This window comes from Brevundimonas sp. KH_025 (genome assembly GCF_057839885.1).
In genome coordinates this window covers 756,891-781,530 of record NZ_CM174501.1, presented here as the reverse complement: position 1 = coordinate 781,530, position 24,640 = coordinate 756,891, and the positions used below count along the sequence as shown (strand labels likewise).

Below are 24,640 nucleotides of genomic sequence, written 5' to 3'. Positions count from 1 at the left end.
CCAGCGCGGGTTTGGGGCGCGTAGCCCCATGGCCACAACGTGGCTGGGTGCAGGGGCTCCGCCCTTGCCGCGCGCATTGGGAACCAATGCTAAAGTGCGCCCTTGCTCCTTTCGTCCCTTCGGGTGGTGGAGCGCGGAGATATTTGATCCGGAGGCAGCCGCAATGACCTCCCCTACCCAAGACCGTATCGAAAAAGCTCGCTTGAAAGTCGCCCAGGCTCAAGCGCGGCTTGACGCGATTGCCGCTCGCGCCAGCGCCCATGAGCGGAAGGCCGACACCCGAAGGAAGATCATCCTCGGCGGCCTTCTGCTCGACGCCGCCAGTAAGGATCCGCGATATGTCGGCATCCTCACCACATTGATACAGCGGATAGGTCGCGAGGCGGATCGCCGCCCCTTCGAAGGCTGGTCTCCGCCATCACCGACGACAACCGACTAGCCGTCAGCCATGTCGATCTTTCACTTGACGGTGAGGTCGGTCTCTCGCGCCTCGGGCCGCAGCGCTGTCGCCGCTGCGGCCTACCGCGCGGGCGAGCGCCTGATCAATAACCGCGACGGGCGCGTTCACGACTACACCAATAAGCCGGTCATTGAGGCTTTCATCCTTGCGCCTAGAGATGCGCCATCCTGGGCCTTCGATCGCGAACGGCTTTGGAATGGGGTGGAAACTGCTGAAAAGCGCAAAGACGCGAAGGTCGCGCGAGAATACGAGTTGGCGCTGCCTGCCGAAATCTCCGCCGACGCGCGCCGCCACCTGGCCGCGACGTTCGCACAGCAGTTGGTCGATCGCTACGGCGTGGTTGTTGATGTTGCCATCCATCCGCCGAGCCTGGAAGGCGATCAGCGCAACCACCACGCCCACCTGCTCACGACCACGCGTCATCAGCCGGGACGGCCTTGGAGCCAAGACGCGAGCCTTGGACGTTTCCAGCAGCGCATCGGTTGAGGTCGAGGTCTTGAGGGAGGACTGGGCCAGGTTGATCAATGGCGCATTGGCTCAAGCCAACCTCTGTGAACGAGTCGATCACCGCAGCTTCGAACGCCAGGGTAAGGCGCTCGCGCCGACGGTCAAGCTAGGGCCAATGATCAGCGCCATGGAACGCCGCGCAAATGCCAGAGCCCGTCCGGGTGAACTGAGCGCGCCGATCACGGAGCGCGGAAAACTCAACGCCATGATCAAGGAGATGCGCAGCCTTTCGGCATATATTGATCGAGGCCGCGCCTTCATCGCCGCCGAGCGCCAAAAGTTGGCTGACACAGCCCGTTCAATGGTTCGCGTGGCCGGCCGACTGGGCGTGTTGAACGCATTGCAAAAGGCTGCACGTCAAATCGCGCTGGAGCAACCGGGCCGGGAGCATCAAAGGTCTGTCATACGAACGCGAGATCCGGATCGAGGCATGGGGCGATAACCGCCGCTTGGAGGTTTGAAGCCAGAATGCCCCTGCCCACGAACGCACCTCGCGGTCCGGGATTCTGGCGTGCGGTCGGCTGCTTATAGCTTTGCGTGCCCGAAGCCCTGCACTACTACCTGGGGGAGAGACTGCGACTCGACATGATCACCAGACGCGCCGCCAAATGACTGGTGGTCGCTGGCTATGGCGAGGCGTTTTGAGCGCCCCAGGCCAGGCCATGGGGCCAAGTGCGGGAAGATGTAAATGCTGGTGGGCGACATTCGAAACCAGATCGACGGGATCTGGAACGACTTCTGGTCGGGTGGCGTATCCAACCCGCTTAGCGTCATGGAGCAGCTGACCTACCTCCTGTTCATCAAGCGCCTGGATGAGTTGCAGACGGTCGAGGAACGCAAGGCCGAGGCGCTGAAAAGGCCCATTGAGCGCCGCATCTTCCCAGATGGACGCGACGGCAGGGGTGGCCCCGAACTGCAAAAGCTCGGCGGCGAGCTTTATGAGAACTTGCGTTGGTCCCGGTTCAAGGACTCCGAACCGCGAGACATGTTCCGGATCGTTGACGAACACGTCTTCCCGTTCATACGCGAAAAGGTCGCCGCTGAGGGCGCGGTCGCCCGGCACATGAAGGAAGCCCGCTTTGCCATTCCGACGCCGGCCCTGCTGGCCAAGGTGGTCGACAAGCTGGACCATGTGCCGATGGCAGACCGCGACACCAAGGGCGATGTCTACGAGTACATGCTGGGTAAGATCGCCAGCGCTGGCCAGAACGGCCAATTCCGCACCCCGCGCCACATCATCAATCTGATCGTGGCGCTGATGGAGCCCAAGCCCTCCGACGTGATCTGCGATCCGGCCGCCGGCACCTGCGGCTTCCTGGTCGGGGCTGGCGAATATCTGCGCGACCATCACCCGGAGATTTTTCGCGACGCCGCAGCCCGCCAGCACTTCCACGAAAAGGCCTTCCACGGCTTCGATTTCGATCCAACCATGCTGCGGATCGGTTCGATGAACATGATCCTGCACGGGGTGGAAAACCCAGTGATCGAGCCGCGCGACAGCCTGAGCGAAGACATCGCTGGCGAGAAGGACAAGTACGACCTGATCCTGGCCAATCCGCCGTTCGCGGGCTCGCTCGACTATGAACAAACAGCGGTCGACCTGCAGCGCATCATCAAGACCCGCAAAACCGAGCTGTTGTTCGTGGCCCTGTTCCTGCGCCTCCTGAAGGTGGGCGGCCGGGCGGCGGTGATCGTACCTGACGGAGTGCTGTTCGGCGCATCCAAGGCGCACAAGGAACTGCGCCGGATGATCGTGGAAGAGCACAAGCTGGACGCGGTGATCTCCCTGCCCTCGGGCGTGTTCCGCCCCTACGCCGGTGTCTCGACCGCCATCCTGATCTTCACCAAGACCGGCGTGGGCGGCACGGACAATGTGTGGTTCTACGACTTGAAGGCCGACGGCTGGTCGCTGGACGACAGGCGCCAGCCGCTGCTGCCGGAAGACAAGCTGGGCGTCGCCCCGGTCACCGATCTGACCGATGCCGAGCACGACAAGAACAACCTGCCCGATCTCTTGATGCGCTGGGAGGAACGCGGCACCGCCGAGCTGGAACGCCCGCGCACGGCCCAGAGCTTCGTGGTGCCCAAGGCCGACCTAGTCGGCGACGGTGCCTACGATCTGTCAATCAATCGCTACAAGGAAACCATCCACGAGGCCGTCGCGCATGAAAGCCCAGCCGAGATCATCGCCCAGCTGAAACGCTTAGAGTCCGAGATCGCCGAGGGCTTGGCCAAGCTCGAGGAGATGGTCAGGTGAATACCGCTCTGCTTGGCGACCTCGTTCAGATCAAGGGTGGTGGCACACCCGACAAGGCCGTGAGTGCCTACTGGGGGGGAGATATCCCGTGGGCCTCAGTCAAAGATTTTAAGTCCACTCAGATTGACGCGACGATCGACAGAATCACCCCGCTGGGGGTTTCACGCTCGGCCACCAACATAATCGCAGCAGGGTCATTGCTTGTTCCTACCCGAATGGCGGTTGGTAAGGTGGCGATCAATACCGTCGACGTTGCAATCAACCAGGACATCAAGGCGCTGTTGCCTGGGCCGAGAGTTGATGCCCGGTATCTACTCCATGCTCTAATGAGCAAGGCTGCGGTTCTGGAGGGTCAAGCGACCGGGGCGACGGTCAAAGGCATTACGCTTGATGTCTTGAAGCGGCTGGAAATCCCCCTCCCGTCGCTCAGTGAACAGCAGCGGATCGCGGCGATCCTCGACCAAGCCGACATCCTGCGCCGCAAGCGGCGGGAGGTGATCTTGTGCATGATGAAATTGAGTCAGGCTAAATTTCAAGAAATGTTCGGGGAGTCTGTTGGCCCCCGCACTCGATATCCAAAGGTGGAACTTGGTTCGGTAATCGACCCCGAAAGGCCAGTGAGCTATGGCATCCTGAAGCCTGGCCCAGACATACCCAATGGTCAGCCATACGTCCGGGTTGTTGACATCAAATTCGGCACTATCCTCACCGAGCAGCTGCGACGTACCAGTCCCGAAATCGCTAAGCAGTATAGGCGCTCCACGCTGCGTGCGGGCGACCTATTGATTAGTATCCGCGGCCACGTGGGTCGCATGGCTTTTGTACCCGAAGCCATTGCTGGAGCGAACATCACGCAGGATACGGCGCGCCTGGCGATCTCGGAAGCCAATCCAGTATTTGTCCGGTCAGCGCTCGAAAGTCCGCTCGGTATGCGATGGATGCAGAATTATACAAGAGGCATCGCAGTACAGGGCATAAACCTTGGAGATTTAAGAAAATTTCCGCTAATTCTGCCCCCACGAAGTGAGCAGGACATTTTTGCGAATTTCGTCCTCCAGGCCGAGCAAACAAGATTTGTTGCCGAAAGGCAGCTCGCCCACCTAGACGCCCTCTTCGCCTCCCTCCAGCATCGCGCGTTCCGGGGAGAGCTCTAAGCCATGGCCCCTGCGACCCACGTCCTGACCCTCCCAGGCCCGATACTGCGTCGCGGGTTCTGGCTGTATGTCTGGCGGGTCGAGACGTCGTCGGGCGACCTGCACTATGTCGGTCGCACCGGCGACAATTCCAGTCCGCACGCCACCGCGCCCTATACCCGCATGGGTCAGCATCTGGGCTCGGTCGCCACCCAGAACGCCCTGCGCAAGCATCTGGAAAAGCGCAACGTGCCGCTGGAGGCATGCACCTTCCACCTGATCAGCCACGGCCCGCTCTATGACGAAGTCGCCAAGGCAAACGGCGCGACCCGCGAGGCGCTGATGGCGGCGCACATGCCGCTGCGCGACATCGTCGGCGCCATGGAAAAGACTCTGGCCGTCGACCTCGCCGCCGCCGGCTACGCAGTACTCAACACCGTCAACTGCAAGTGGCCGCTAGACCCAGCCCTCTGGGCGCCTGTAAGGGCCGCCTTTGCGGCGCATTTTCCCAAGCTAGATCTCGCCCACGAGCGACGCTTGACCATCGGTAACGTTTAGGGTACCATTTGATCCGGATAGAGGAATATCAAGACGACGGCCAACGCAGTCCGTTTGGAGTCTGGTTCGATGGTTTGGATCCGTCGGCTGCGGCGATCATCACCATCGCCCTGACGCGGCTGGCCGATGGCAATACCTCTCGGGTGGAGCCGATTGGCGAGGGCGCAGCCGAGATAAAGATCGACCGGGGCCCCGGCTACCGGATCTATTTCGGATGGGACGGCAAGACCCTGGTGATCTTGCTGGGCGGCGGAACCAAGCAGCGCCAGCAGCGCGACATCCAGGCGGCCCTAGCCTGCTGGCGAGACTACAAGGCGCGCAAAACGGCCCCTGGCTCAGCGCCCAACACGATGAAGACGACGACGAAAAAGAAGACCAAGTAAACGAGTTGAGTATCAGGAGAGACCCATGGCTCTGACCCGCGATTTCAAGGCGACCGTTCGCGCTCGCGCCGAACGCGATCCGGCCTTTCGCCAAGCGCTGTTTCAGGAGGCGGTGCAATGCCTGCTGGAGGGCGACACCGACGGCGGCCGCTCTGTGCTGCGCGACTACATCAACGCCACCATCGGCTTCGAAGAACTAGCCGAAACCACCCACACCCCGCCCAAGAGCCTGATGCGAATGTTTGGCCCTAAGGGCAATCCCACGGCCGGCAACCTGTTTGGGGTAATCGGCGTGCTGCAGGATAAGACTGGGGTGCACTTGGAAGTCCGCGCTCTGGCGGCGGTGGCCTAAGTCGACAAACACGCGGGGGCGGGAAACTATGACGTCACAGTTCAGCTTCCTGGCCGCCGAATTCGCCGAGGTTCACGCCCTCGCCGTCCGCGCCGAGAGCATGGCCCGCACCGACGCGCGAGGGGCGTGCTTCTATTCCCGGCTGACATTGGAAACCATCGTCGACTGGCTATATCGTCACGAAGCCAGCCTGCGCTCCCCCTATGAAAAAACCCTATCGGCGCGGATCCATGAGCCGACCTTCAAGGCGCTGGTCGGCACGGCGCTGCTGACCAAGGCCCGCGCGCTAAAGGATCTGGGCAATCGCGCCGCGCACGAATCCAAAACCATCCCGGCCGCTGACGGCCTGGCCGCTGCGCGCGAATTGTTCCACTTTTCTTACTGGCTGGCCCGCACCTATGCGCGGGGCGAAAAGCCGTCGGGGACCCTGACCTTCTCGGCCGACGCCCTGCCCCTGAACAAGGCCGTACCGGCCACGCGCCTAGACCAATTGAACGCCGCCGCAGAGCGCTTCGTCGATGCGGTCAAGGCGCGCGAAGCCGCTGAAGCCCTGGCCCGCGCCAGCGACGAAAGCCGCGCGGCCCTGGAAGCGGAACTGGCGAACCTCCGCACCCAGGTCGCCGCCGCCAAAGCCGCCAACACCGTGCGCCCTGACGACCACGACTACAATGAAGCCGCCACCCGCGACCTCTTCATCGACCTCCTGCTGCGTGAGGCCGGCTGGTCGGTCGGCGCGGGCAATCTGGAGCTGGAAGTTCCGGTCACGGGCATGCCCAACGCCCCCGGCCAGGGCTTTGTCGACTACGTGCTGCGAGGCGATGACGGCAAGGCGCTGGCGGTCGTGGAGGCCAAGCGCACCAAGAAAGACCCACGCGTCGGTCAGCGCCAGGCCGAACTCTACGCCGATTGTCTGGAAGCCGCGTCCGGCCAGCGGCCAATAATCTTCTACACCAATGGCTATGAACACTGGATCTGGGACGACCGCCGCTATCCGCCGCGCGCCATCCAAGGCTTCCTGACCAAGGACGAACTGGAACTTGCGGTACGTCGGCGGACAAGCCTGCGCCCCCTATCCAGCGCCCCGATCGATGCGGACATCGCGGGACGCTACTACCAGACTCGCGCTATCCGCCGGGTCGCCGAAACTTTTGAAAAGGACAAGCAGCGCCGCGCGCTTCTGGTGATGGCGACAGGCTCGGGAAAGACCCGCACCGTCATCGCCCTGGCCGACCTGCTGATGACCGCGAACTGGGCGCGTCGCATCCTGTTCCTGGCGGATCGCAAAGCGCTGGTGAAACAGGCCGCCGGGGCGTTCAAGAAGTTCCTGCCCTCGGCCTCGCCAGTGAACTTGATCTCGGACCGCACCTCGACCGGCCGGGTCTATGTCTCGACCTACCCGACCATGATGGGGTTGATCGACGGCAAACAGGGTGGTGAAGCGCGACGCTTTGGCCCCGGCCATTTCGATCTGATCATCATCGATGAGGCCCACCGCTCAATCTATCGGAAATATGGCGCGATCTTCGACTATTTCGACAGTCTCCTTGTAGGCCTGACCGCCACGCCCAAAGACGAAATCGACCGAGACACCTACGGCTTGTTCAACCTGCAACGCGGCGTGCCGACCGACGCTTATGGCCTGGACGAGGCGGTCGGCGACAAGTTCCTAGTTCCTCCCAAGGCCGTTTCGGTGCCGCTGCGCTTCGAGCGCGAAGGCATTCGCTACGACGACCTTCCTGAAGACGAGAAAGAGGCCTGGGACGCCGTCGAATGGGACGAGGACGGCAATGTGCCCGCCCTGGTCGAGCCCGCCGCCGTCAACAAGTGGCTCTTCAACGCCGATACCGTCGACAAGGTGCTGGAGCACCTGATGACCCACGGTCAGCGCGTGGCCGATGGCGATCGCCTGGGCAAAACCATCGTCTTTGCCAAGAATCAGGATCACGCCCGCTTCATCGTCGAGCGCTTCGACATAGCCTATCCGAGTCTAGCCGGCTCTTTCGCCCGCGTCGTGATCTCGGGCGATCCCTATTCCCAGACCCTGATCGACGATTTCTCCCAGGCAGATAAAGCGCCGCACATCGCCGTCTCCGTCGATATGCTGGACACTGGCATCGACGTACCCGAGGTCGTCAATCTGGTCTTCTTCAAGATCGTCCGCTCGAAGGCCAAGTTCTGGCAGATGATTGGCCGTGGCACCCGGCTCTGCCCCGATCTATTCGGCCCCGGACAAGACAAGAAATATTTCTCTGTCTTTGACTTCTGCCAGAATTTGGAATTCTTCAACCAGAACCCTGAAGTGAGCGATGGCGCGGTCGGAGCCTCGCTCAGCCAGCGCCTTTTCGCGGCGCGGGTCGAACTGATCGGCGCGCTCGATGCACCCCTGGCGACCGTGGAAGCCGAGCGTCCGGACGCAGAGATCCGAGCCTTGCGAGACGATCTCGCTAGCGGCCTTCATGACACCGTCGCAGGCATGAACCTGGATAATTTTCTGGTTCGGCCGAAGCGGCGGCTGGTTGAAAAGTATGCCGCTCCCGAAGCCTGGGACCGCTTGGGACTGGATGATCAAGCCGAGTTAATCCGCGATATTGCGGGACTGCCCACCAGCGTCTCCGACGACGACATCGCCGCCAAACAGTTCGACGCCCTAGTTCTGCGCACCCAGTTGTCCGTGCTGCGCGCCGAAGCCAGCTTCGCCGGATTGCGAGACAAGATCGTCGCCCTAGCCAGCTTGCTCGAAGAGAAAAGCAACATCCCAATGATCGTCAAGGAATTGGCGCTTATCCAAGAGATCCAGTCGGAAGAGTTCTGGCAGGACGCGACTGCACCGATGTTGGAGAGCGTACGCCGTCGATTGCGTGCACTCATCAAGCTCATCGAGATAAAAAAGCGTCCGATCGTCCGCACCGACTTTGAGGACGAGATCGGCGCGGGGACGGAGATCGAACTACCCGGTACTAGCGTCGGGGCCGATATGGATCGGTTCAGACGTAAGGCGCAGCATTTCCTCGAAGAAAACGCTAGCCACATCGCCATTTTGAAAGTGCGCCGCAACGAGCCATTGACGCCAACTGATCTGTCGGAACTTGAACGGATCTTCGTCCAAGCTGGGGTCGCCGAGCCCGAAGACCTCGCCAGATTAAACACCGAGGGTGGGCTAGGCCTCTTTGTCCGCTCTCTCGTCGGTCTGGATCGTGAGGCCGCCAAACTGGCCTTCGCTGGGTTCATTGGGAGGCGAACCCTCTCCGCAAGCCAGATCGAGTTCCTAAACATGGTCATCGACCACCTGACCGAGAGAGGCCAGATGAATCCGGACCTTCTCTATGAGAGCCCCTTCACTGACTTCGACCCCCTTGGGGTATCAGGCCTGTTCAATCTCACGGACACAACCGAAGTGATCACGATCTTGGATGAAGTGAAGAGAAGGGCGGCGGCTTAGGCAGAGAGTTGCAGCGATGCCTGATCGCGCTTCAAGCGCTAGTCACATCGCCCACTCTAACGAGGGTAAAAACGTGGGTAGATATAGCGATAAATTTTAAGATCCTGTTTTATCTACAGTTTCACGTATCCATGGCGGACACCCTCTCCGCCACCGCCTGAAAAAGCGCCATCTTGTTGATGGCCCAATCAGCGGCCTTGCCCCGGACCTCAGAGCCACCGCATCGCGAGGCTTGGGCTCTCGCGCGCCGCACTGACCCGGCAGACACGGCTGCGTCGCATTTCGCCGAGACACACGACAAGAGTTGCGCAGAGTAACGAAGGTCGCCGACCGACGATTTTTCACTCACGGGCTGAGCCCGCGGTCAAGCGTGGCAAACCGTCACCCAAAAGTCTCATTACAGCGTAATTGCGTCGCCGCGCCGCCATAATTCTTGCTGCGGCGCGCCGATGCGAGGATTGAGCTACGGCGGCAAAAGGCGCCGTTTACCCGGACGGAGCTCCGGGAGGGGAAATCAAAAATGACCACAATCAAATCTCGGCTCATGAGCACGACCCTGATCGCGGGCCTGACGGCCGCCGCAGCGATCGGCGTGGCTCCTGTCGCCGCCTCGGCCCAGACTCAGGATGAACAGGCGACCAACGTCGGCGAGATCGTCGTCACCGGCTCGCGCATCCGTCGCAGCCCGACCAACTCGCCCACGCCCCTGATCCAGATCGGTCAGGAAGAGCTGCTGCAGTCGGGCGAAGTCAACGTCGTTGACTTCCTGGCCGACATCCCCGCCCTGTCGACGTCGCAGGTGCCGGAAGACACCACGGGTTCGAACCTGAACGACGGCGGCCTGTCGCTGCTGAGCCTGCGCGCCCTGGGCGCCGTGCGGACCCTGGTTCTGGTGGACGGTCGTCGTCACGTCGGTTCCAGCCCCGGCTCGCTGGCGGTGGACGTCGACACGATTCCGCGTCTGCTTGTGGCCAGCACCGAGGTGATCACCGGCGGCGCGGCCGCGGTTTACGGCGCCGACGCCGTCTCGGGCGTGGTCAACTTCATCCAGCGCAAGGACTTCGACGGCCTGGAGATCGACGGCTCGATCGCCGAGATCAACCAGGACCACCAGCTGAGCCAGCGCCTCTCGGTCCTGTGGGGCCAGAACCTGCTGGACGGCCGCCTGAACTACTATGTCTCGGGCGAATATCAGCGCAACGACGAGGTGCTGGATTCCGACGTCGACTGGCGCCGCGAGTCCTGGGCTCTGATCGGCAACGACGCCGACCCGTCCAGCGCCCCCTCGGACGGCATCCCGGACCAGATCCTGATCCGCGACGCCCGCACCTATATCCGCGGCACCAACTTCGGCGGCGTGACCATCCTGGCGACCGGCACCAAGCCCAGCGCCGCCAGCGACCCCGACGTCCCGTTCAACACCTGCTCGGCCACGAGCTTCGCCGCGGGCTGCTTCTCGCTGGCGCCGTCGAACCGCCTGGACAACTCCTACCTGTTCAATGACCAGGGCCAATCGCGTCCGGTCACCTTCGGTTCGATCCGCCAGGGCACGGGCTTCAGCCGCTCTGTCAGCAACGGTGGCGAAGGCCAGGTCTCGAACACCGAGCAAGGCCAGGCCAGCCGTCTGCCGGAATCGCAAAACTATCGCTTCCAGACCGGCCTGAACTTCGACATCACCGACCGGGTCAGCCTGTTCGCCGAAGCCAAGTACGTCGAGGAAGAAACCTACGACGCCGGTCAGCGCGTGTTCCACGACTTCAACATCCGCAACCTGGCCGCCAACACCGTCGGCGCCATCACCGCGACGTCGGCCTTTGAAATCGGCCTGGACAACGCCTACCTGCCGGCCGACGTGCGTCAGGCGATCACCAACAACCGCCGCGACATCTACAACTCGGCCGGCGTGATCACGAGCACGGTCGCCGACGCCCGCGCCCAGCACAAGCTCTATGGCCCGGCCCGTAACCAGCTGAACAACCGCGACCTGCAACGCTACGTCGTCGGTCTGCGCGGCGACGCTGGCGACATCGGCTTCGTCAAGGACGTCAACTGGGAAGCCGGCTACACCTACGGCGAGATGAACAACTCGAACCGCGAACTGGGCGTGGACGTGCTCCGCTATCAGGCCGCGGCCGACGCCGTCATCGACGTCGCGGGCAAGGTCCACGGCAAGCCGGGCGAAATCGTCTGCCGCGTGCAACTGATGAAGGCCAACGGCGTCGCCGTGCCGGACGCAGTGATCAACGTGGGCGGCGTTCCGACCACCTTCTCGCGTCAGGGCGCCGTGATCGACAGCTGCTCGCCGGTTCGCGTCTTCGGTCCGGGCGGCTTCACCCAGCAGGGTCTGGACTACATCCAGGCCGCCGTCACGGTGACCGACCAGAACAAGCAGCACGACTTCATGGCCTACACCTCGGGCAAGCTGTGGGACTTCTGGGGCGCCGGCCCGATCGGCGCGTCGATCGGTTATGAATACCGCAAGGAAATCACCAGCGGCACGGGCCGCGACCGCGACACCGCTGGCCGCTTCCTGTTCCTGAACGCAGGCCCCGACTTCAAGGAAGCCAGCTACGACACCAACGACGTGTTCGCCGAAATCAGCATCCCGCTGTTCCGCGACAGCTTCCTGGGTCAGTCGGCCGAGATCAACGGCGCCTACCGTTTCTCGGACTACTCGCACGTCGGCCAGCAGGAAACCTACAGCGCCCAGTTCCAGTGGCGCCCGGTTGACCAGTTCATGTTCCGCGCCACGACCGCCACGGCGATCCGCGTTCCGAACCTGGGCGAAACCAACGAACCGCTGGGCCAGACCTTCGCCAACGGCTTCAGCGACCCCTGCAGCGCCACGGTCATCAACAACCTGGCTGACCGTTCGATCGCCGCCAACCGCATCGCCAACTGCGGCGCCCTGGCGTCGGCGGCGGGTCTCAACCTGTCCTTCAACGACCCGTCGGCCGCCAACGCCTATCTGCCCAACTATGGCAGCGGCTCGGTGTCGGGCCTGGCCGGCGGCAACCCCTTCCTGAAGCCCGAGACCTCGGAAAGCTTCACGATCGGCGGCGTCTGGACGCCGGACTACCTGCTCCCGAACCTCTCGCTGGTGCTCGACTACTACGACATCGAGATCAACGACGCGATCGCCTCGGTGACGGCCCAGAACGCCGCCAACCAGTGCGTCAACGGCACCAACGTCAACGCCGGCGCCTGCGCCACCCAGACCCGCGATGCGTCGTCGTTCCTGGTGACCAGCTTCATCCAGGGTTCGCTGAACTATGCGGCGCTGACGGCCAAGGGCGTCGACTTCACCGCCAGCTACCGCACGGACCTGCCGGAATTCTTCGGTCGCAACTGGGGCACGTTCAGCCACTCGGTCCGCGGCAACTGGCTGATCCAGCAGCACGACTTCGTCAACATCGACGATCCGACCGACTCGTCGGACTTCGAAGACACCGTCGGCATGCCGCGCGTGCGCTTCCTGTCGACCGCCACCTGGTCGCCGGTCGACACCGTGGCCTTCACCTGGGACTGGGACTGGCAAGCCAGCCAGGAAATCCTCGACAAGGACAACCTGGTCGCCAACCCCGACCTGTATGAAACCGCCAAGTACCTGGAAACGGGCGACTTCCATCAGCACGACTTCTCCGTGCGCTGGGCCGCTCGCGACAACCTGACGGTCCGTGCAGGCGTCGTGAACGCCTTCGACGCCGAGCCGGCGCGCTGGCTGGGCAACACGACTTCCGACAACTTCGACCTGTTCGGACGTCGCTTCTTCCTGAGCCTGAACTACCGTCCGTTCTAAGCCTTAGGGCCTGAACGGAAGAGGGGCGGCGGACTTCGGTCCGCCGCCCCTTTCTGCATTCTGGGCCTGACCGGATTCGAGCGCGCGGCATGAACGCTCGGAATATCGATCGGGGCGAACATAAAATCAGTAACTTAGACCCCGCCCATAAAGGGCTTGTTGCGTAATCGATAATTGTGCCCACTGACGGCTCAGCGTTCGCAACGGCGATCCGCGATGATGGTGAGCACGGATTGATGGTCGCGCCCTTTCCTACCGATCAGGTCTTCATCGGCGGCCAGTGGCGCGCGCCGGCCGGCGGCGGCGTCCTGCCCATCGAGAACCCCTCGACCGGCGAGCCGATAGGCGTGCTGGCGGCGAGCGGGGCCGAGGACATCGACGCGGCGGTGCGCTCCGCGCGGGCGGCTCTGGACGGCCCCTGGGGGCGGATGACGGCCGCCGAACGTGGGCGCGTGCTGGCGCGCATGGGTCGCGAGGTCGAGGCCCGGATCGACATGCTGGCCCAGCTTGAAGCGCTCGACGTCGGCAAGCCGCTGAAACAGGCGCGGGCCGATGTGGTCGCCCTGGCGCGGTATCTGGAATTCTACGGCGGGGCGGCGGACAAGCTGCACGGCGAGACCATCCCCTTCCTCGACGGCTACACGGTCTACACCCTGCGCGAGCCGCACGGGGTGACTGGTCACATCATCCCGTGGAACTATCCGATGCAGATCATCGGCCGGTCCGTGGTGGCGGCGCTGGCGGTCGGCAATGCGGCGGTGCTGAAGCCCGCCGAACAGGCCTCGCTGACGGCCCTGGCCTTTGCGCACATCGCCGAGGATTGTGGCCTGCCCGCCGGCGCCCTGAACGTCGTGACCGGCACGGGCGCCGAGGCGGGCGCGGCGCTGGCGGCGCATCCGGGGGTCAACCACCTGTCCTTCACCGGCTCGACCGGCGTGGGCGTGGCCATCCAGCAGGCGGCGGCGATCAACGCCGTGCCGGTGACGCTGGAGCTGGGCGGCAAGTCGCCTCAGCTGGTGTTCGACGACGCCGATCTGGACAAGGCCCTGCCCTTCCTCGTCAACGCCGGGGTCCAGAACGCGGGCCAGACCTGCTCAGCGGGATCGCGCGTGCTGGTGCAGCGCGGCGTCTATGACCAGGTGGTCGCGCGGATGTCGGAACGCTATCGCGCGCTCAAGGTCGGCGCCGCCATTGACGACCGCGACGTGGGGCCGCTGATCTCGGCCAAGCAGAAGGCCATGGTCGACCGCTATCTGGACCTCGGCGCGCAAGCCGATCTGATCACAGCCCAGGGCGAGATCGCCGCCGACGCCCCCGCGGGCGGCCACTATGTGCGCCCCACTCTGTTTGCGGGCGTGACGCCGGATCATGCCCTGGCGCAGGAAGAAATCTTCGGCCCCGCCGTGGTCGTCATCCCCTTCGACACCGAGGAGGACGCGGTCGCCATCGCCAACGGCACAGACTACGGCCTGGTCGCCGGGGTCTGGACCGCCGACGGCGGGCGGCAGATGCGGCTGGCGAAACGGCTGCGGGCCGGACAGGTCTTCATCAACAACTATGGCGCGGCGGGCGGGGTGGAACTGCCCTTCGGCGGCGTCGGCAAGTCGGGCCACGGTCGCGAGAAGGGGTTCGAGGCGCTCTACGCCTTCACCACGCTCAAGACCGTCGCGGCCCATCACGGATAGGGAGTAGGCGTATGGGGGGGAACAGAACGAAGCGGCTGGAGGGCAAGCGCGCCATCGTCACGGGCGGAGCCTCGGGCTTCGGCGCCGGGATCGCGCGTCGTTTCACCGAGGAAGGCGCCCGCGTCATCGTCGCCGATCTGAACGGCGACGCCGCCCGCGCCCTGGCGGCGGAACTGGGCGACGCAGGACTGGGTCAGGCCGTGGACGTGGCCAGCGCCGCGGACGTGGCCGCCCTGGCCGAGACGGCAAACCGCCTTCTGGGCGGGGTCGACATCGTGGTCAACAACGCCGGGGTCGGCCACACGCCGCAACCGCTGGACGAGCTGTCGGACGAAGCCTTCGACCGCATTTTCAACGTCAACGCTCGCTCCATCTACCTGATGTCCAAGGCCTTCGTGCCAGGGATGAAGGCGCAGGGGTCCGGCGCCATCCTGAACATCGCCTCGACCGGCGGGGTCAGCCCCCGCCCGAACCTGACCTGGTACAATGCGTCGAAAGGCTGGGTCATCACGGCCACACGCGCCATGGCGGTCGAGCTGGCGCCCTTCCAGGTGCGGGTGAACACCCTGAACCCGGTGGCGGGCGAGACCCCGCTGCTGCAGACCTTCATGGGCGAGGACACGCCCGAGGTCCGCGCCAAATTCCTCGCCTCCATCCCGCTGGGCCGGTTCTCGACGCCCGAGGACATGGGGGCGGCGGCCGCCTTCCTCTGTTCGGACGACGCCTCGATGATCACCGGCGTGGCCATGGAGGTGGATGGTGGCCGCTGCATCTGACCGCGCCTTCAAGCTGCTGGTCCTGCCCGGCGACGGCATCGGGCCTGAGATCGTGCGCGAGACCCTGCGCGTCGCCGACTGGTTTGGCCGGAACGCCGGGCTGAGGCTGGAACTGAGCGAGGGCCTCGCGGGAGGGGCCAGCATCGACGCGGTCGGCGCGCCCATCGCCGAGGATGTGGTGGAGCAGGCGTTGGCCTCAGACGCCGTCCTGTTCGGCGCGGTCGGCGGGCCGAAATGGGACCACCTGCCCCGCGCCCAGCGGCCCGAGATGGGCATTCTGCGGCTGCGTCAGGCGCTCGACCTCTACGCCAACCTGCGGCCCGCCGTCTGTTTCGACGAACTGCTGGACGCCTCGGCGCTGAAGCCCAAGCTGATCCGGGGCCTCGACATATTGATCGTGCGTGAGGCCACCGCAGGGGTCTATTTCAGCCTGCCCCGCGCCAACGAGGTCGACGCGAACGGCCAGCGCCGCGCCTACGACACCCAGGCCTATACCGAGGCTGAAATCGCCCGCGTCTGCCGCGTCGCCTTCGAGATCGCGCGCGGTCGCCAGGGCCGCGTCTGCTCGGTGGACAAGGCCAATGTCATGGAGACCGGCGCCCTGTGGCGCACCGTGGCCAGCGAGGTCGCCGCCGACTATCCCGACGTGGAGCTGAGCCATATGTACGCCGACAACTGCGCCATGCAGTTGGTCCGGCGGCCCAGCCAGTTCGATGTCATCGTCACCGACAACCTGTTCGGCGACATATTGTCGGACGCGGCGGCGGCCCTGACCGGGTCGCTGGGCCTGCTGCCCTCGGCCTCGCTGTCGGGGCTGGATCATCCGGGGCGCAGCCGCGCGCTGTATGAGCCGATCCACGGTTCGGCGCCCGATATCGCAGGACTTGGCATCGCCAACCCGATCGGGACCATCCTGTCCTTCGCCCTGTGCCTGCGCCATTCCTTCAATGCGCCGGAACAGGCCGACCTGCTGGAGCGCGCGGTGCGCCGCGTCGTGGCCCAGGGCGTCCGCACCCCCGACATCGCGGAAGCCGGCGTCGCCCCCGTCTCCACCCTTCAGATGACCGACGCGGTTCTGGCCGCGCTGGATCAGTTGTCCGCATGAGGTCCGACCGATGAGCGCCCCCACAATGCAGACCGTCATGGACCTGATCGACGGGCGCACCGACGAACTGGTCGCCCTGACCCAGGACCTGATCCGCTTTCCCACCGTCAATCCGCCGGGCGAGGCCTATCGCCCCTGCGCCGAATACATCGGCGAGCGGCTGAAAAAGCGCGGCTTCACCGTCGAATATGTTCGCGGCGAAGGCTCGCCAGGCGACAGCGACGCCTATCCCCGCACCAATGTCATCGCCCGCTGGACGGGGTCCGAGCCGGGGCCCTGCGTCCACTTCAACAGCCATATCGACGTGGTCGAGGTCGGCGAAGGTTGGACCGTCGATCCCTTCGGCGGCGAGGTGAAGGACGGCCGCGTCTATGGCCGGGGCGCCTGCGACATGAAGGGGGGCCTGGCCGCCTCCATCATCGCGGTCGAGGCCCTGATCGATTCCGGCCTGCCCCTGCCCGGCGCATTGGAAATCTCCGGCACGGTGGACGAGGAATCCGGCGGCTACGGCGGCGTCGCCTATCTGGCCGAGCGCGGTTGGTTCTCCACCCCGCGCGTCGATCACGTCATCATCCCCGAGCCGCTGAACGTCGACCGGGTCTGCATCGGCCACCGCGGCGTCTGGTGGGCCGAGATCGAGACCAAGGGGCGCATCGCCCACGGCTCCATGCCCTTCCTCGGCGATTCCGCCATCCGCCACATGAATGCGGTGATGCAGGAATTCGAGGACAAGCTCTATCCGGCCATGGCTGGCCGTCATTCGGATATGCCCGTCGTGCCCGCGGGCGCGCGCCAGTCCACCATGAACATCAACTCGATCCACGGCGGTCAGGCCGAGGGCTTCGACGGCCTGCCGGCGCCCTGCGTGGCGGATTCCAGCCGCATGATCATCGACCGCCGCTTCCTGATCGAGGAGACGCTGGAGGACGTGAAGGGCGAGGTGAAGGCCATCCTCGACGGGCTGGCGGCCCAGCGCCACGGCTTCCGCTACGAAATGCGCGACCTGTTCGAGGTGGCGCCCAGCATGGCCGACCGCGAAGGGCCGGTGGCCAGCACCACCGCCGCCGCCATCGAGACGGTGCTGGGCAGGAAGGCCCAGTTCGTCTGCTCGCCCGGCACCTATGACCAGAAGCATATCGACCGGATCGGCAAGCTGAAGGACTGCATCGCCTACGGCCCCGGCGTGCTGGATCTGGCGCACCAGCCCGACGAGTGGGTGGGGATCGAGGACATGAGCAACTCGGCCAAGGTCATGGCCCGCGCGGCCTATGACCTGCTGACCCGCAAGCGAGGATGAGCGACATGGCGCGCGGCGACGGGAACGACGACGACGGCAACATCATCGGCCCGCGCCTGCGAGCGCTGCGGGCGCGGCTGGGCCTGTCCCAGCGGGCGCTGGCGCGCAAGGCCGGGGTGCCGTCCAGCACGGTCAGCCTGGTCGAAAGCGGCCGAACCAGCCCCTCGGTCGGCTCGCTGAAGCGCCTGCTGGACGCGGCCGGCGTGTCCCTGGGCGAGTTCTTCAGCACCGAGTTCGAGACGGCGACCAAATACTTCTATCGCAACGACGAACTGACCGAGATTTCCCAGGGCGAGGTCTCCTATCGCCAGCTGGGCGCCGGACAGGGGTCCTCGCTGCAGATCCTCTACGAGACCTATCAGCCGGGCGCCGACAGCGGCCGGGTCCTGCTGACCCATGAGGGCGAGGAAGGCGGGCTGATCATCGAGGGCCGACTGGAAGTCACGGTCGATGCGCTGACGCGGGTGCTCAAGGCCGGCGACGGCTACCTGTTCCCCAGCACCCTGCCGCACCGATTCCGCAACGTCGGCGATGTCCCCTGCATCGTCATTAGCGCCTGCACACCGCCGACCTTCTGACGCCTGTGTTGCGGTTGATCGGAATACTGAGCAATAAAAATAAATTCCCAATAATTGTCAGGAATCTGCGCCCACAAAGAAACAGTCTTGCGGCCCCGACCGCTTCAGAAGCTACTTCGTGCACGACAAAGCGGTGAAACCGTGGCGCCGCTAGGCAAACGGTGAAGCTTGCTGCGTTGCACAATTTTCGAAGCCGAGGATAGATGCCGGGAGGGCGGAACCATCGTTCCGTTCGCAGCCGCAACAAGACCGCCAAGAACGGTCCGTGCGGCGTCATTGGGAGGGATGAGGCGATGAATCGTCTTTTGGTCAGCGTATCCGTGGGGGCGCTCGCGGCCCTGTGTTCCACCGCCGCCATGGCCCAGCAGGCGCCGCCCGAACGGGCGACGGCGGTCGATGAGGTCATCGTCACCGCCCAGCGGCGCGAGCAGGCGGCCCAGGACGTGGGCATCGCCCTCAGCGTCCTCAGCGGCGAGAGCCTGACGCAACAGGGCATCACCAACGTCAACCAGCTTCAGAACGCCACGCCCAATCTGGAGGTCGAACCGGCCTTCGGCGGCGGCGCGGCCCAGTTCCGGATGCGCGGCGTCGGCTTCCAGGACTACGCCTCGAACAACTCGCCCACCGTCGGCGTCTATGTGAACGAGGTCGCCTATCCGGTCCCGGTCATGACGCAAGGGTTGATCTTCGACATCGACCGGGTCGAGGTCCTGCGCGGGCCGCAGGGCACCCTCTACGGCCGCAACACCACCGGCGGCGCCATCAGCTTCGTCACCAAACGCCCGACCGAAGACCTGTCGGCCGGCCTGATGACCGAATGGGGCAGCCACGACCAGTTCCGCGCCGAGGGCCATGTCTCGGGTCCGCTGGCGGGCGGCCTGCGCGGCCGTCTGGCGGTCTCGACCGAACAGGGCGGCGCCTGGCAGCATAATCGCGTCACCGGCGAGAGCATCGGCGACGCCGACCGCACCGGCGCCCGCGCCCTGCTGGCCTGGGATCCGACCGAGACCCTGTCCCTGCTGCTGGACGTCCACGGCGGGATCGACAAGTCCGAGAACCAGGCCCTCTACCTGTTCAGCGACCTGCGCACGCGCGGCGGCGCCGGACCGCTGATCCCTGCTGACAAGGATCGCTCCAAGACCGGCTGGGGCCTGTCGCCGCGCTTCGCCGCCTCGATCGGCCGCGACGTGAAGGACAAGCCGGGTCGCGACAACTCGTCCTGGGGCACGTCGCTGAACGCCAACCTGGCGCTCAAGGGCATGAACCTGACCAGCATCAGCAGCTTCGAGACCCTAGACCGCAGCGAATACGGCGACTGGGACTCCAGCGCCTCGGTCGAGGCCGACACCTTCTTCGGCAGCGACGTGGACGTCCTCTCGCAGGAACTGCGTCTGGCCTCGGACAACGACAGCAATCTGACCTGGGTCGCGGGCTTCTACTATTCCAAGCAGGACCTGAACGAGCGCTACTTCTCGGACTTCATCGACATCTTCGCCACCTACGCCCAGGTGACTTATGATCAAAAGGTCGAGTCCTGGAGCCTGTTCGGCCAGGCGGAGTACGCCTTCGCCGAGCGCTGGAAGGCTATCCTGGGCCTGCGTTATGAGGAAGAGACGCGCGAGCTTGAGGGCTTCGGTTCGGCCTTCGGCGGCGCCACCGCCCTGCCCCCGACCACGGTCGACACCAAGATGACGCCGCTGACCGGCAAGGCGGCGCTGGAGTTCAAGCCCTCCGACAACATCCTGATCTACGGCTCGGCCAGCCGAGGGGCCAAGTCGGGCGGCTTCACCACCTACAACACCGGCAACCGCAGCGGCATCGAGCCCTTCAACCCGGAAATCCTCTGGGCCTACGAAGTCGGCTTCAAGGCCGATCCCTCGCGAGCGGTCCAGATCAACGGCGCCGCCTACTACTACGACTATACCGACCAGCAGGTGCTGTCGGCGGTCTGGGGCGCCAACGGGCCGGTGGGGCGTTTCACCAACGTGCCGTCGTCGCACATCTGGGGCGCCGAGTTGGAGGCTGTGCTGAAGCCGGTGCAGGGCCTGCGGATCAGCCAGTCGCTGAGCTACAAATCGGGCGAGTACGACGAGTACGAAGCCCTGGACGTGCCCGCCTCGCGCGCGGCCAACCAGGCGATCTTTGTCGACAAGGCCGGCGATCCGATCCTGTTCCCCAAATGGAGCTACGCAGGGTCGGCCAGCTACGACTGGATGGTCAGCGGCTTCGCCGTCACGGCCGAGGCCAACTACAGCTATCGCGACGACTATCCGTCGTGGCTGGGCGCCAAGTATGACGTCGAGGGCTACTGGCTGGCCAACGCCAGCGTGACGGTCGGCCCCGAGGCCGCCAACTGGTCCGTCACCTTCTGGGCGCGCAACCTGTTCGATCAGGAATACGACCTGACGCGCAACTTCTTCACCAGCGCCGACATCGCCCAGCCGGGCCGTCCGCGCACCATCGGCGCGCGCCTCAGCTTGCAATACTGAGCGCCGCCTCCGGGCTGGAAGGATCTCCGTCCGCCTTCCAGCCCGCCCCTTGATCGGGGCGCCCACGATCCTGATCGTCGACCGCCCTAAAGCCCGAAAATCAGTCACTTATGGCGCGCGAATAACAGGCTTTTCTTCGCCCGCCGTTCATCCGCTACTGGCCGCTCTGAAAGGATGCATGCATGACCGCACGGGCCGCCAACGACCTTGATCCCTTCTGGATGCCGTTCACCGCGAACCGCAGCTTCAAGGCGCATCCGCGGCTGCTGGCCTCGGCCAAGGACATGCATTACTTCACGCCGGACGGCCGCCCGATCCTCGACGGCACGGCCGGCCTGTGGTGCGTCAACGCCGGCCACGCCCGCCGTCCCATCGTCGAGGCCATCCAGCGTCAGGCCGAGATCCTCGACTACGCCCCGACCTTCCAGCTGGGCCATCCGCTGGCGTTCGAGCTGGCGGCGCGACTGGGGATGCTGTTCCCGGCCGACATCGACCATGTCTTCTTCGCCGGCTCGGGCTCCGAAGGCGTCGATACGGCCCTGAAGATCGCCCTGGCCTATCAGCAGGCCAAGGGCCAGCCCGAGCGGACCCGTCTGATCGGGCGGCAAAAGGGCTATCACGGCGTCGGCTTCGGCGGCATTTCCGTGGGCGGGCTGGAGAACAACCGGCGCGGCTTCCCCACCCTGCCCGGCGTCGATCACCTGTCGCATACGCTGAACCTGGAGGAAGCGGCCTTCTCGCGCGGCCAGCCGACTTGGGGCGCGCATCTGGCCGAGGAACTGGAATCCCTCATCTGGTCACATGGGCCGGAGACGATCGCCGCCGTCATCGTCGAGCCTCTGTCGGGGTCGGCGGGCGTGATCGTGCCGCCGGTCGGCTATCTGGAGCGGCTGCGAGAGATCACCCGCCAGCACGGCATCCTGCTGATCTTCGACGAGGTCATCACCGGCTTCGGCCGCGTCGGCGGCGCCACGGCGTCCGAGACCCTGGGCGTCATTCCCGACCTGCTGGTCTGCGCCAAGGGCCTGACCAACGGGGCCGTGCCGATGGGCGCGGTCGGGGTGCGGGGCGAGATCCATGACGCCGTGGTCAACGGCGCTTCGGCGCCCGGCATCGAGTTCTTCCACGGCTACACCTATTCCGGCCACCCGCTGGCCGCCGCCGCCGGGCTAGCGACGCTGGACGTCTATGAGAGCGAAGGCCTGTTCCAGCGCGCTGCGGACATGGCGCCCTATTGGGAAGACGCCGTGCACGCTCTGAGGGGGCTGCCGCACGTCATCGATATCCGCAATCTCGGCATGGTCGCCGCCATCGAACTGGCCCCGCGCCCGGACGCGCCCGGCGCGCGCGCCATGGAAGTGTTCCATACGGCCTTCGACGAAGGAATTCTGATCCGGGTGACGGGAGATGTCATCGCCCTGTCGCCTCCGCTGATTATCAGCCGCGCGCAGATCGACGAGTTGATCGATCACCTGTCACAGATCATTCGCCGAATGCCTTAAATCAAGGTTTCGACGAATTGGGGGATAATATGAAAAAATTACTTCTTGGCGCTTCCATCAGCATCCTGACGATTGCAGCCTCTTCTGCCGCATACGCTCAATCTACTTCCAACAATGCAAGTCAACACGCAACAACGGTTGGCGAAATCATTGTCACGGCGCAGCGCCGTGAGCAGGCGAGCCAGGACGTCGGCGTCTCGCTGAGCGTCGTCGGCGGCGAGCAACTGGACGAAAAAGGCATCTCGGTCGTCAACGACCTCGAGAACGCCGTCCCCAATATGGAGGTCGACAGCCAGTTCGGCGGCGGTCAGCCCCAGTTCCGCATCCGCGGCATCGGCGCGCGCGAGTATTCCAGCAACAACGCCTCGACCGTCGGCATCTATGTCGATGAAGTCGCCCACCCCTACACCGTGACCACCCAGGGGGCCCTGTTCGACGTCGCCCGCATGGAGGTGCTGCGCGGACCGCAGGGCACCCTCTACGGCCGCAACACCACCGGCGGCGCCGTCAACATCATCACCAACGCCCCGACCGCCGATTTCGGCGCCGGCTTCAACGCCGAATACGGCAGCTTCGATCGCATGAAGGTCGAAGGTTACGTCTCGGGCCAGATCGCGCCCAACCTGCTGGGCCGCCTGGCCGCCGTCACCGAACAGGGCGGCGCCTGGCAGTACCACCGCGACACCGGCGAGAAGCTGGGCGACCTGAACAAGACCGCTGTTCGCGGCCGCCTGACCTGGGACGCCAGCGAGGCCGTCACCGTCGATCTGGCCGCCACCTATTCGGTCGACAAGTCGGACGGCCGCGGTTTCCGCCTGCTGGGCCCGTACACGGTCTCGGGCGGCGCCGTGACCTATCCGAAGGACACGGCCTGGCGCATCACCGGCTGGGGCATCTCACCGGCGATGGCCGCCGTGGCCGGCGTCGGCCTGAACGCCAAGCCCTTCCGCGACAACGACGGCTTCGACCTCAGCGCCCGCATCAAGGCCGACCTGGGCTGGGCCGACCTGACGTCGATCACCGCCTACCAGACCTTCTCGCGCAGCGAGTTCAACGACTGGGACAGCACCCGTTTCAACGAGTCCAACGTCTTCTTCTACAACGACATCGACGTCTTCGCCCAGGAACTGCGCCTGAGCTCGAACGGCGAGGGCAAGCTCAGCTGGATGGTCGGCGCCCACTATGCCGATGAAAGCATCGACGGCGGCTTCTACACCAACTTCCGGGGCAACCCGAACCTGATCAACACCGGCTACGGCCAGTCGGTGTCGGCCTTCGGCGTCTTCACGCACAACTCGTATCAGGTGAACGAGCGGCTGAACCTGATCGCCGGTCTGCGCTGGGAGACCGAGGAGCGGACCCTGGACAGCGGCGGCACCTTCGTGGCGCCCAACCCGCCGCCCGCGGCCAAGTCCTACGACACCGACCTGAACGAGGTCTCGGGCCGCCTGGGTCTGGAATACAAGCTGACCGACGACGCCCTGTTCTACGCCAGCGTGGCGCGCGGGGTGAAGTCGGGCGGTTTCACCACCTACAACGCGACCTCGGCGACCCCGTTCAAGCCCGAGATCGTCATCGCCTACGAGACCGGGATCAAGTCGGACCTGTTCGACCGCCGCCTACGTCTGAACGGCGCCCTGTTCTACTACGACTACAAGGACCAGCAAGTTCAGGGGCTGGAATACGACCGTCTGACCGGGCGTCTGGGCAAGATCACCAATGTGCCCAAGTCGCACATCTGGGGCGGTGAAATCGAGCTGACCTGGGTGCCGATCGACGGCCTGACCATCAGCCAGAACATCGGCTACAAGACCGGCGAGTATGACGAATACTTCGCCATCGACGGCGCCAAGACCGACGCCGCCAACCCCAAGGACGGCCCCTGGGACGTCATCATCACCAACGACCGCTCCGGCGAACGCCTGCCCTTCCCCAAGATGAACTACGGCGGTTCGATCGCCTATGACTGGGTGATGGCCGGCTGGGATCTGCGCGCCGAGACCAACTACAACTATCGCGACGAGCTGTATTCGGTCAGCTCCTCGTCGATCATCGACGCCTACTGGTTGTGGAACGCCAACTTCAGCGTCGCCCCGACCGGCGCCAACTGGCGCGTGGGCCTGTGGGGCCGCAACCTCTTCAACACCTACTACGAAGAGACCCGCAACGGCTTCAACGGCTCGGCCCGTCCGACCACCTCGCCCAGCCAGGGCCGCACCTACGGCGTGCGCCTGTCGATGGACTTCTAGTTCCTGTCTCCCCGAAGGGGCGGGCCGGCTTCGGTCGGCTCGCCCCCGCTTTTTCCCGTTGCCACGGACCT

18 protein-coding genes are annotated in these 24,640 nt (G+C 64.8%); all 18 read left to right on the top strand.

Going from position 1 to position 24,640, the window contains the following annotated elements; all coding sequences use genetic code 11:
* Positions 1-163: 163 nt before the first annotated feature.
* A complete protein-coding gene (locus AC3IS2_RS03880) occupies positions 164-439 on the top strand; it encodes a hypothetical protein (protein WP_489199360.1) in 276 nt (91 codons plus the stop codon).
* A 9-nt stretch (positions 440-448) separates the two neighbouring features.
* The gene (locus tag AC3IS2_RS03875) at positions 449-946 is read left to right on the top strand and encodes a MobA/MobL family protein (RefSeq protein WP_489199359.1); all 498 of its coding nucleotides are present in this window, start codon (positions 449-451) and stop codon (positions 944-946) included.
* Entirely contained in the window at positions 918-1,409 is a 492-nt protein-coding gene (locus tag AC3IS2_RS03870; protein WP_489199358.1) for a MobA/MobL family protein, read from the top strand. Before AC3IS2_RS03875 ends, AC3IS2_RS03870 begins: the two co-directional genes overlap by 29 nt.
* 246 nt (positions 1,410-1,655) lie before the next feature.
* Positions 1,656-3,224 (top strand): type I restriction-modification system subunit M, encoded by a 1,569-nt coding sequence (locus AC3IS2_RS03865; protein ID WP_489199357.1) that lies wholly within the window; start codon positions 1,656-1,658, stop codon positions 3,222-3,224.
* Positions 3,221-4,378, top strand: a complete 1,158-nt coding sequence (locus tag AC3IS2_RS03860) for a restriction endonuclease subunit S (RefSeq protein ID WP_489199356.1) — start codon at positions 3,221-3,223, stop codon at positions 4,376-4,378. Before AC3IS2_RS03865 ends, AC3IS2_RS03860 begins: the two co-directional genes overlap by 4 nt.
* A 3-nt stretch (positions 4,379-4,381) precedes the next feature.
* Positions 4,382-4,915: a hypothetical protein gene (locus AC3IS2_RS03855; protein ID WP_489199355.1), complete on the top strand. Its 534-nt coding sequence runs from the start codon at positions 4,382-4,384 to the stop codon at positions 4,913-4,915.
* Positions 4,916-4,923: 8 nt separating this feature from the next.
* Positions 4,924-5,298 carry a type II toxin-antitoxin system RelE/ParE family toxin gene (locus tag AC3IS2_RS03850; protein WP_489199354.1) on the top strand — a complete coding sequence of 125 codons (375 nt, stop codon included), beginning with the start codon at positions 4,924-4,926 and terminating at the stop codon, positions 5,296-5,298.
* A gap of 25 nt (positions 5,299-5,323) precedes the next feature.
* A complete protein-coding gene (locus tag AC3IS2_RS03845; protein WP_489199353.1) occupies positions 5,324-5,650 on the top strand; it encodes a helix-turn-helix domain-containing transcriptional regulator in 327 nt (108 codons plus the stop codon).
* Positions 5,651-5,678: 28 nt separating this feature from the next.
* The gene (locus AC3IS2_RS03840) at positions 5,679-9,089 is read left to right on the top strand and encodes a DEAD/DEAH box helicase family protein (RefSeq protein ID WP_489199352.1); all 3,411 of its coding nucleotides are present in this window, start codon (positions 5,679-5,681) and stop codon (positions 9,087-9,089) included.
* Between the two features lie 544 nt (positions 9,090-9,633).
* Positions 9,634-12,888, top strand: a complete 3,255-nt coding sequence (locus AC3IS2_RS03835) for a TonB-dependent receptor domain-containing protein (protein WP_489199351.1) — start codon at positions 9,634-9,636, stop codon at positions 12,886-12,888.
* A gap of 236 nt (positions 12,889-13,124) precedes the next feature.
* Positions 13,125-14,573, top strand: a complete 1,449-nt coding sequence (locus AC3IS2_RS03830) for an aldehyde dehydrogenase family protein (RefSeq protein ID WP_489199350.1) — start codon at positions 13,125-13,127, stop codon at positions 14,571-14,573.
* A gap of 11 nt (positions 14,574-14,584) precedes the next feature.
* Positions 14,585-15,349 carry a glucose 1-dehydrogenase gene (locus tag AC3IS2_RS03825; protein WP_489199349.1) on the top strand — a complete coding sequence of 255 codons (765 nt, stop codon included), beginning with the start codon at positions 14,585-14,587 and terminating at the stop codon, positions 15,347-15,349.
* On the top strand, positions 15,333-16,454 hold the full coding sequence (gene leuB, locus AC3IS2_RS03820; protein ID WP_489199348.1) for a 3-isopropylmalate dehydrogenase: 1,122 nt from the start codon (positions 15,333-15,335) through the stop codon (positions 16,452-16,454). The genes AC3IS2_RS03825 and leuB overlap by 17 nt, the downstream gene beginning before the upstream one ends.
* A 10-nt stretch (positions 16,455-16,464) precedes the next feature.
* The gene (locus AC3IS2_RS03815) at positions 16,465-17,751 is read left to right on the top strand and encodes an acetylornithine deacetylase/succinyl-diaminopimelate desuccinylase family protein (RefSeq protein WP_489199347.1); all 1,287 of its coding nucleotides are present in this window, start codon (positions 16,465-16,467) and stop codon (positions 17,749-17,751) included.
* A 5-nt stretch (positions 17,752-17,756) separates the two neighbouring features.
* On the top strand, positions 17,757-18,329 hold the full coding sequence (locus AC3IS2_RS03810; RefSeq protein ID WP_489199346.1) for a cupin domain-containing protein: 573 nt from the start codon (positions 17,757-17,759) through the stop codon (positions 18,327-18,329).
* A gap of 293 nt (positions 18,330-18,622) precedes the next feature.
* The gene (locus AC3IS2_RS03805; RefSeq protein ID WP_489199345.1) at positions 18,623-20,818 is read left to right on the top strand and encodes a TonB-dependent receptor; all 2,196 of its coding nucleotides are present in this window, start codon (positions 18,623-18,625) and stop codon (positions 20,816-20,818) included.
* Between the two features lie 182 nt (positions 20,819-21,000).
* On the top strand, positions 21,001-22,320 hold the full coding sequence (gene aptA / locus AC3IS2_RS03800) for an omega-aminotransferase AptA (RefSeq protein WP_489199344.1): 1,320 nt from the start codon (positions 21,001-21,003) through the stop codon (positions 22,318-22,320).
* 29 nt (positions 22,321-22,349) lie between these two features.
* Complete coding sequence (locus AC3IS2_RS03795) at positions 22,350-24,569, top strand: TonB-dependent receptor (RefSeq protein WP_489199343.1); 2,220 nt, start codon at positions 22,350-22,352, stop codon at positions 24,567-24,569.
* The last annotated feature ends 71 nt before the right edge of the window (positions 24,570-24,640 follow it).

Bases quoted from the DNA above. Each gene is read 5' to 3' on its own strand.
- AC3IS2_RS03880 (WP_489199360.1), top strand. From the start codon at position 164: ATGACCTCCCCTACCCAAGACCGTATCGAAAAAGCTCGCTTGAAAGTC.
- AC3IS2_RS03875 (WP_489199359.1), top strand. From the start codon at position 449: ATGTCGATCTTTCACTTGACGGTGAGGTCGGTCTCTCGCGCCTCGGGC.
- AC3IS2_RS03865 (WP_489199357.1), top strand. From the start codon at position 1,656: ATGCTGGTGGGCGACATTCGAAACCAGATCGACGGGATCTGGAACGAC.
- AC3IS2_RS03855 (WP_489199355.1), top strand. From the start codon at position 4,382: ATGGCCCCTGCGACCCACGTCCTGACCCTCCCAGGCCCGATACTGCGT.
- AC3IS2_RS03845 (WP_489199353.1), top strand. From the start codon at position 5,324: ATGGCTCTGACCCGCGATTTCAAGGCGACCGTTCGCGCTCGCGCCGAA.
- AC3IS2_RS03840 (WP_489199352.1), top strand. From the start codon at position 5,679: ATGACGTCACAGTTCAGCTTCCTGGCCGCCGAATTCGCCGAGGTTCAC.
- AC3IS2_RS03835 (WP_489199351.1), top strand. From the start codon at position 9,634: ATGAGCACGACCCTGATCGCGGGCCTGACGGCCGCCGCAGCGATCGGC.
- AC3IS2_RS03830 (WP_489199350.1), top strand. From the start codon at position 13,125: ATGGTCGCGCCCTTTCCTACCGATCAGGTCTTCATCGGCGGCCAGTGG.
- AC3IS2_RS03825 (WP_489199349.1), top strand. From the start codon at position 14,585: ATGGGGGGGAACAGAACGAAGCGGCTGGAGGGCAAGCGCGCCATCGTC.
- AC3IS2_RS03815 (WP_489199347.1), top strand. From the start codon at position 16,465: ATGAGCGCCCCCACAATGCAGACCGTCATGGACCTGATCGACGGGCGC.
- AC3IS2_RS03810 (WP_489199346.1), top strand. From the start codon at position 17,757: ATGGCGCGCGGCGACGGGAACGACGACGACGGCAACATCATCGGCCCG.
- AC3IS2_RS03805 (WP_489199345.1), top strand. From the start codon at position 18,623: ATGAATCGTCTTTTGGTCAGCGTATCCGTGGGGGCGCTCGCGGCCCTG.
- aptA (WP_489199344.1), top strand. From the start codon at position 21,001: ATGACCGCACGGGCCGCCAACGACCTTGATCCCTTCTGGATGCCGTTC.
- AC3IS2_RS03795 (WP_489199343.1), top strand. From the start codon at position 22,350: ATGAAAAAATTACTTCTTGGCGCTTCCATCAGCATCCTGACGATTGCA.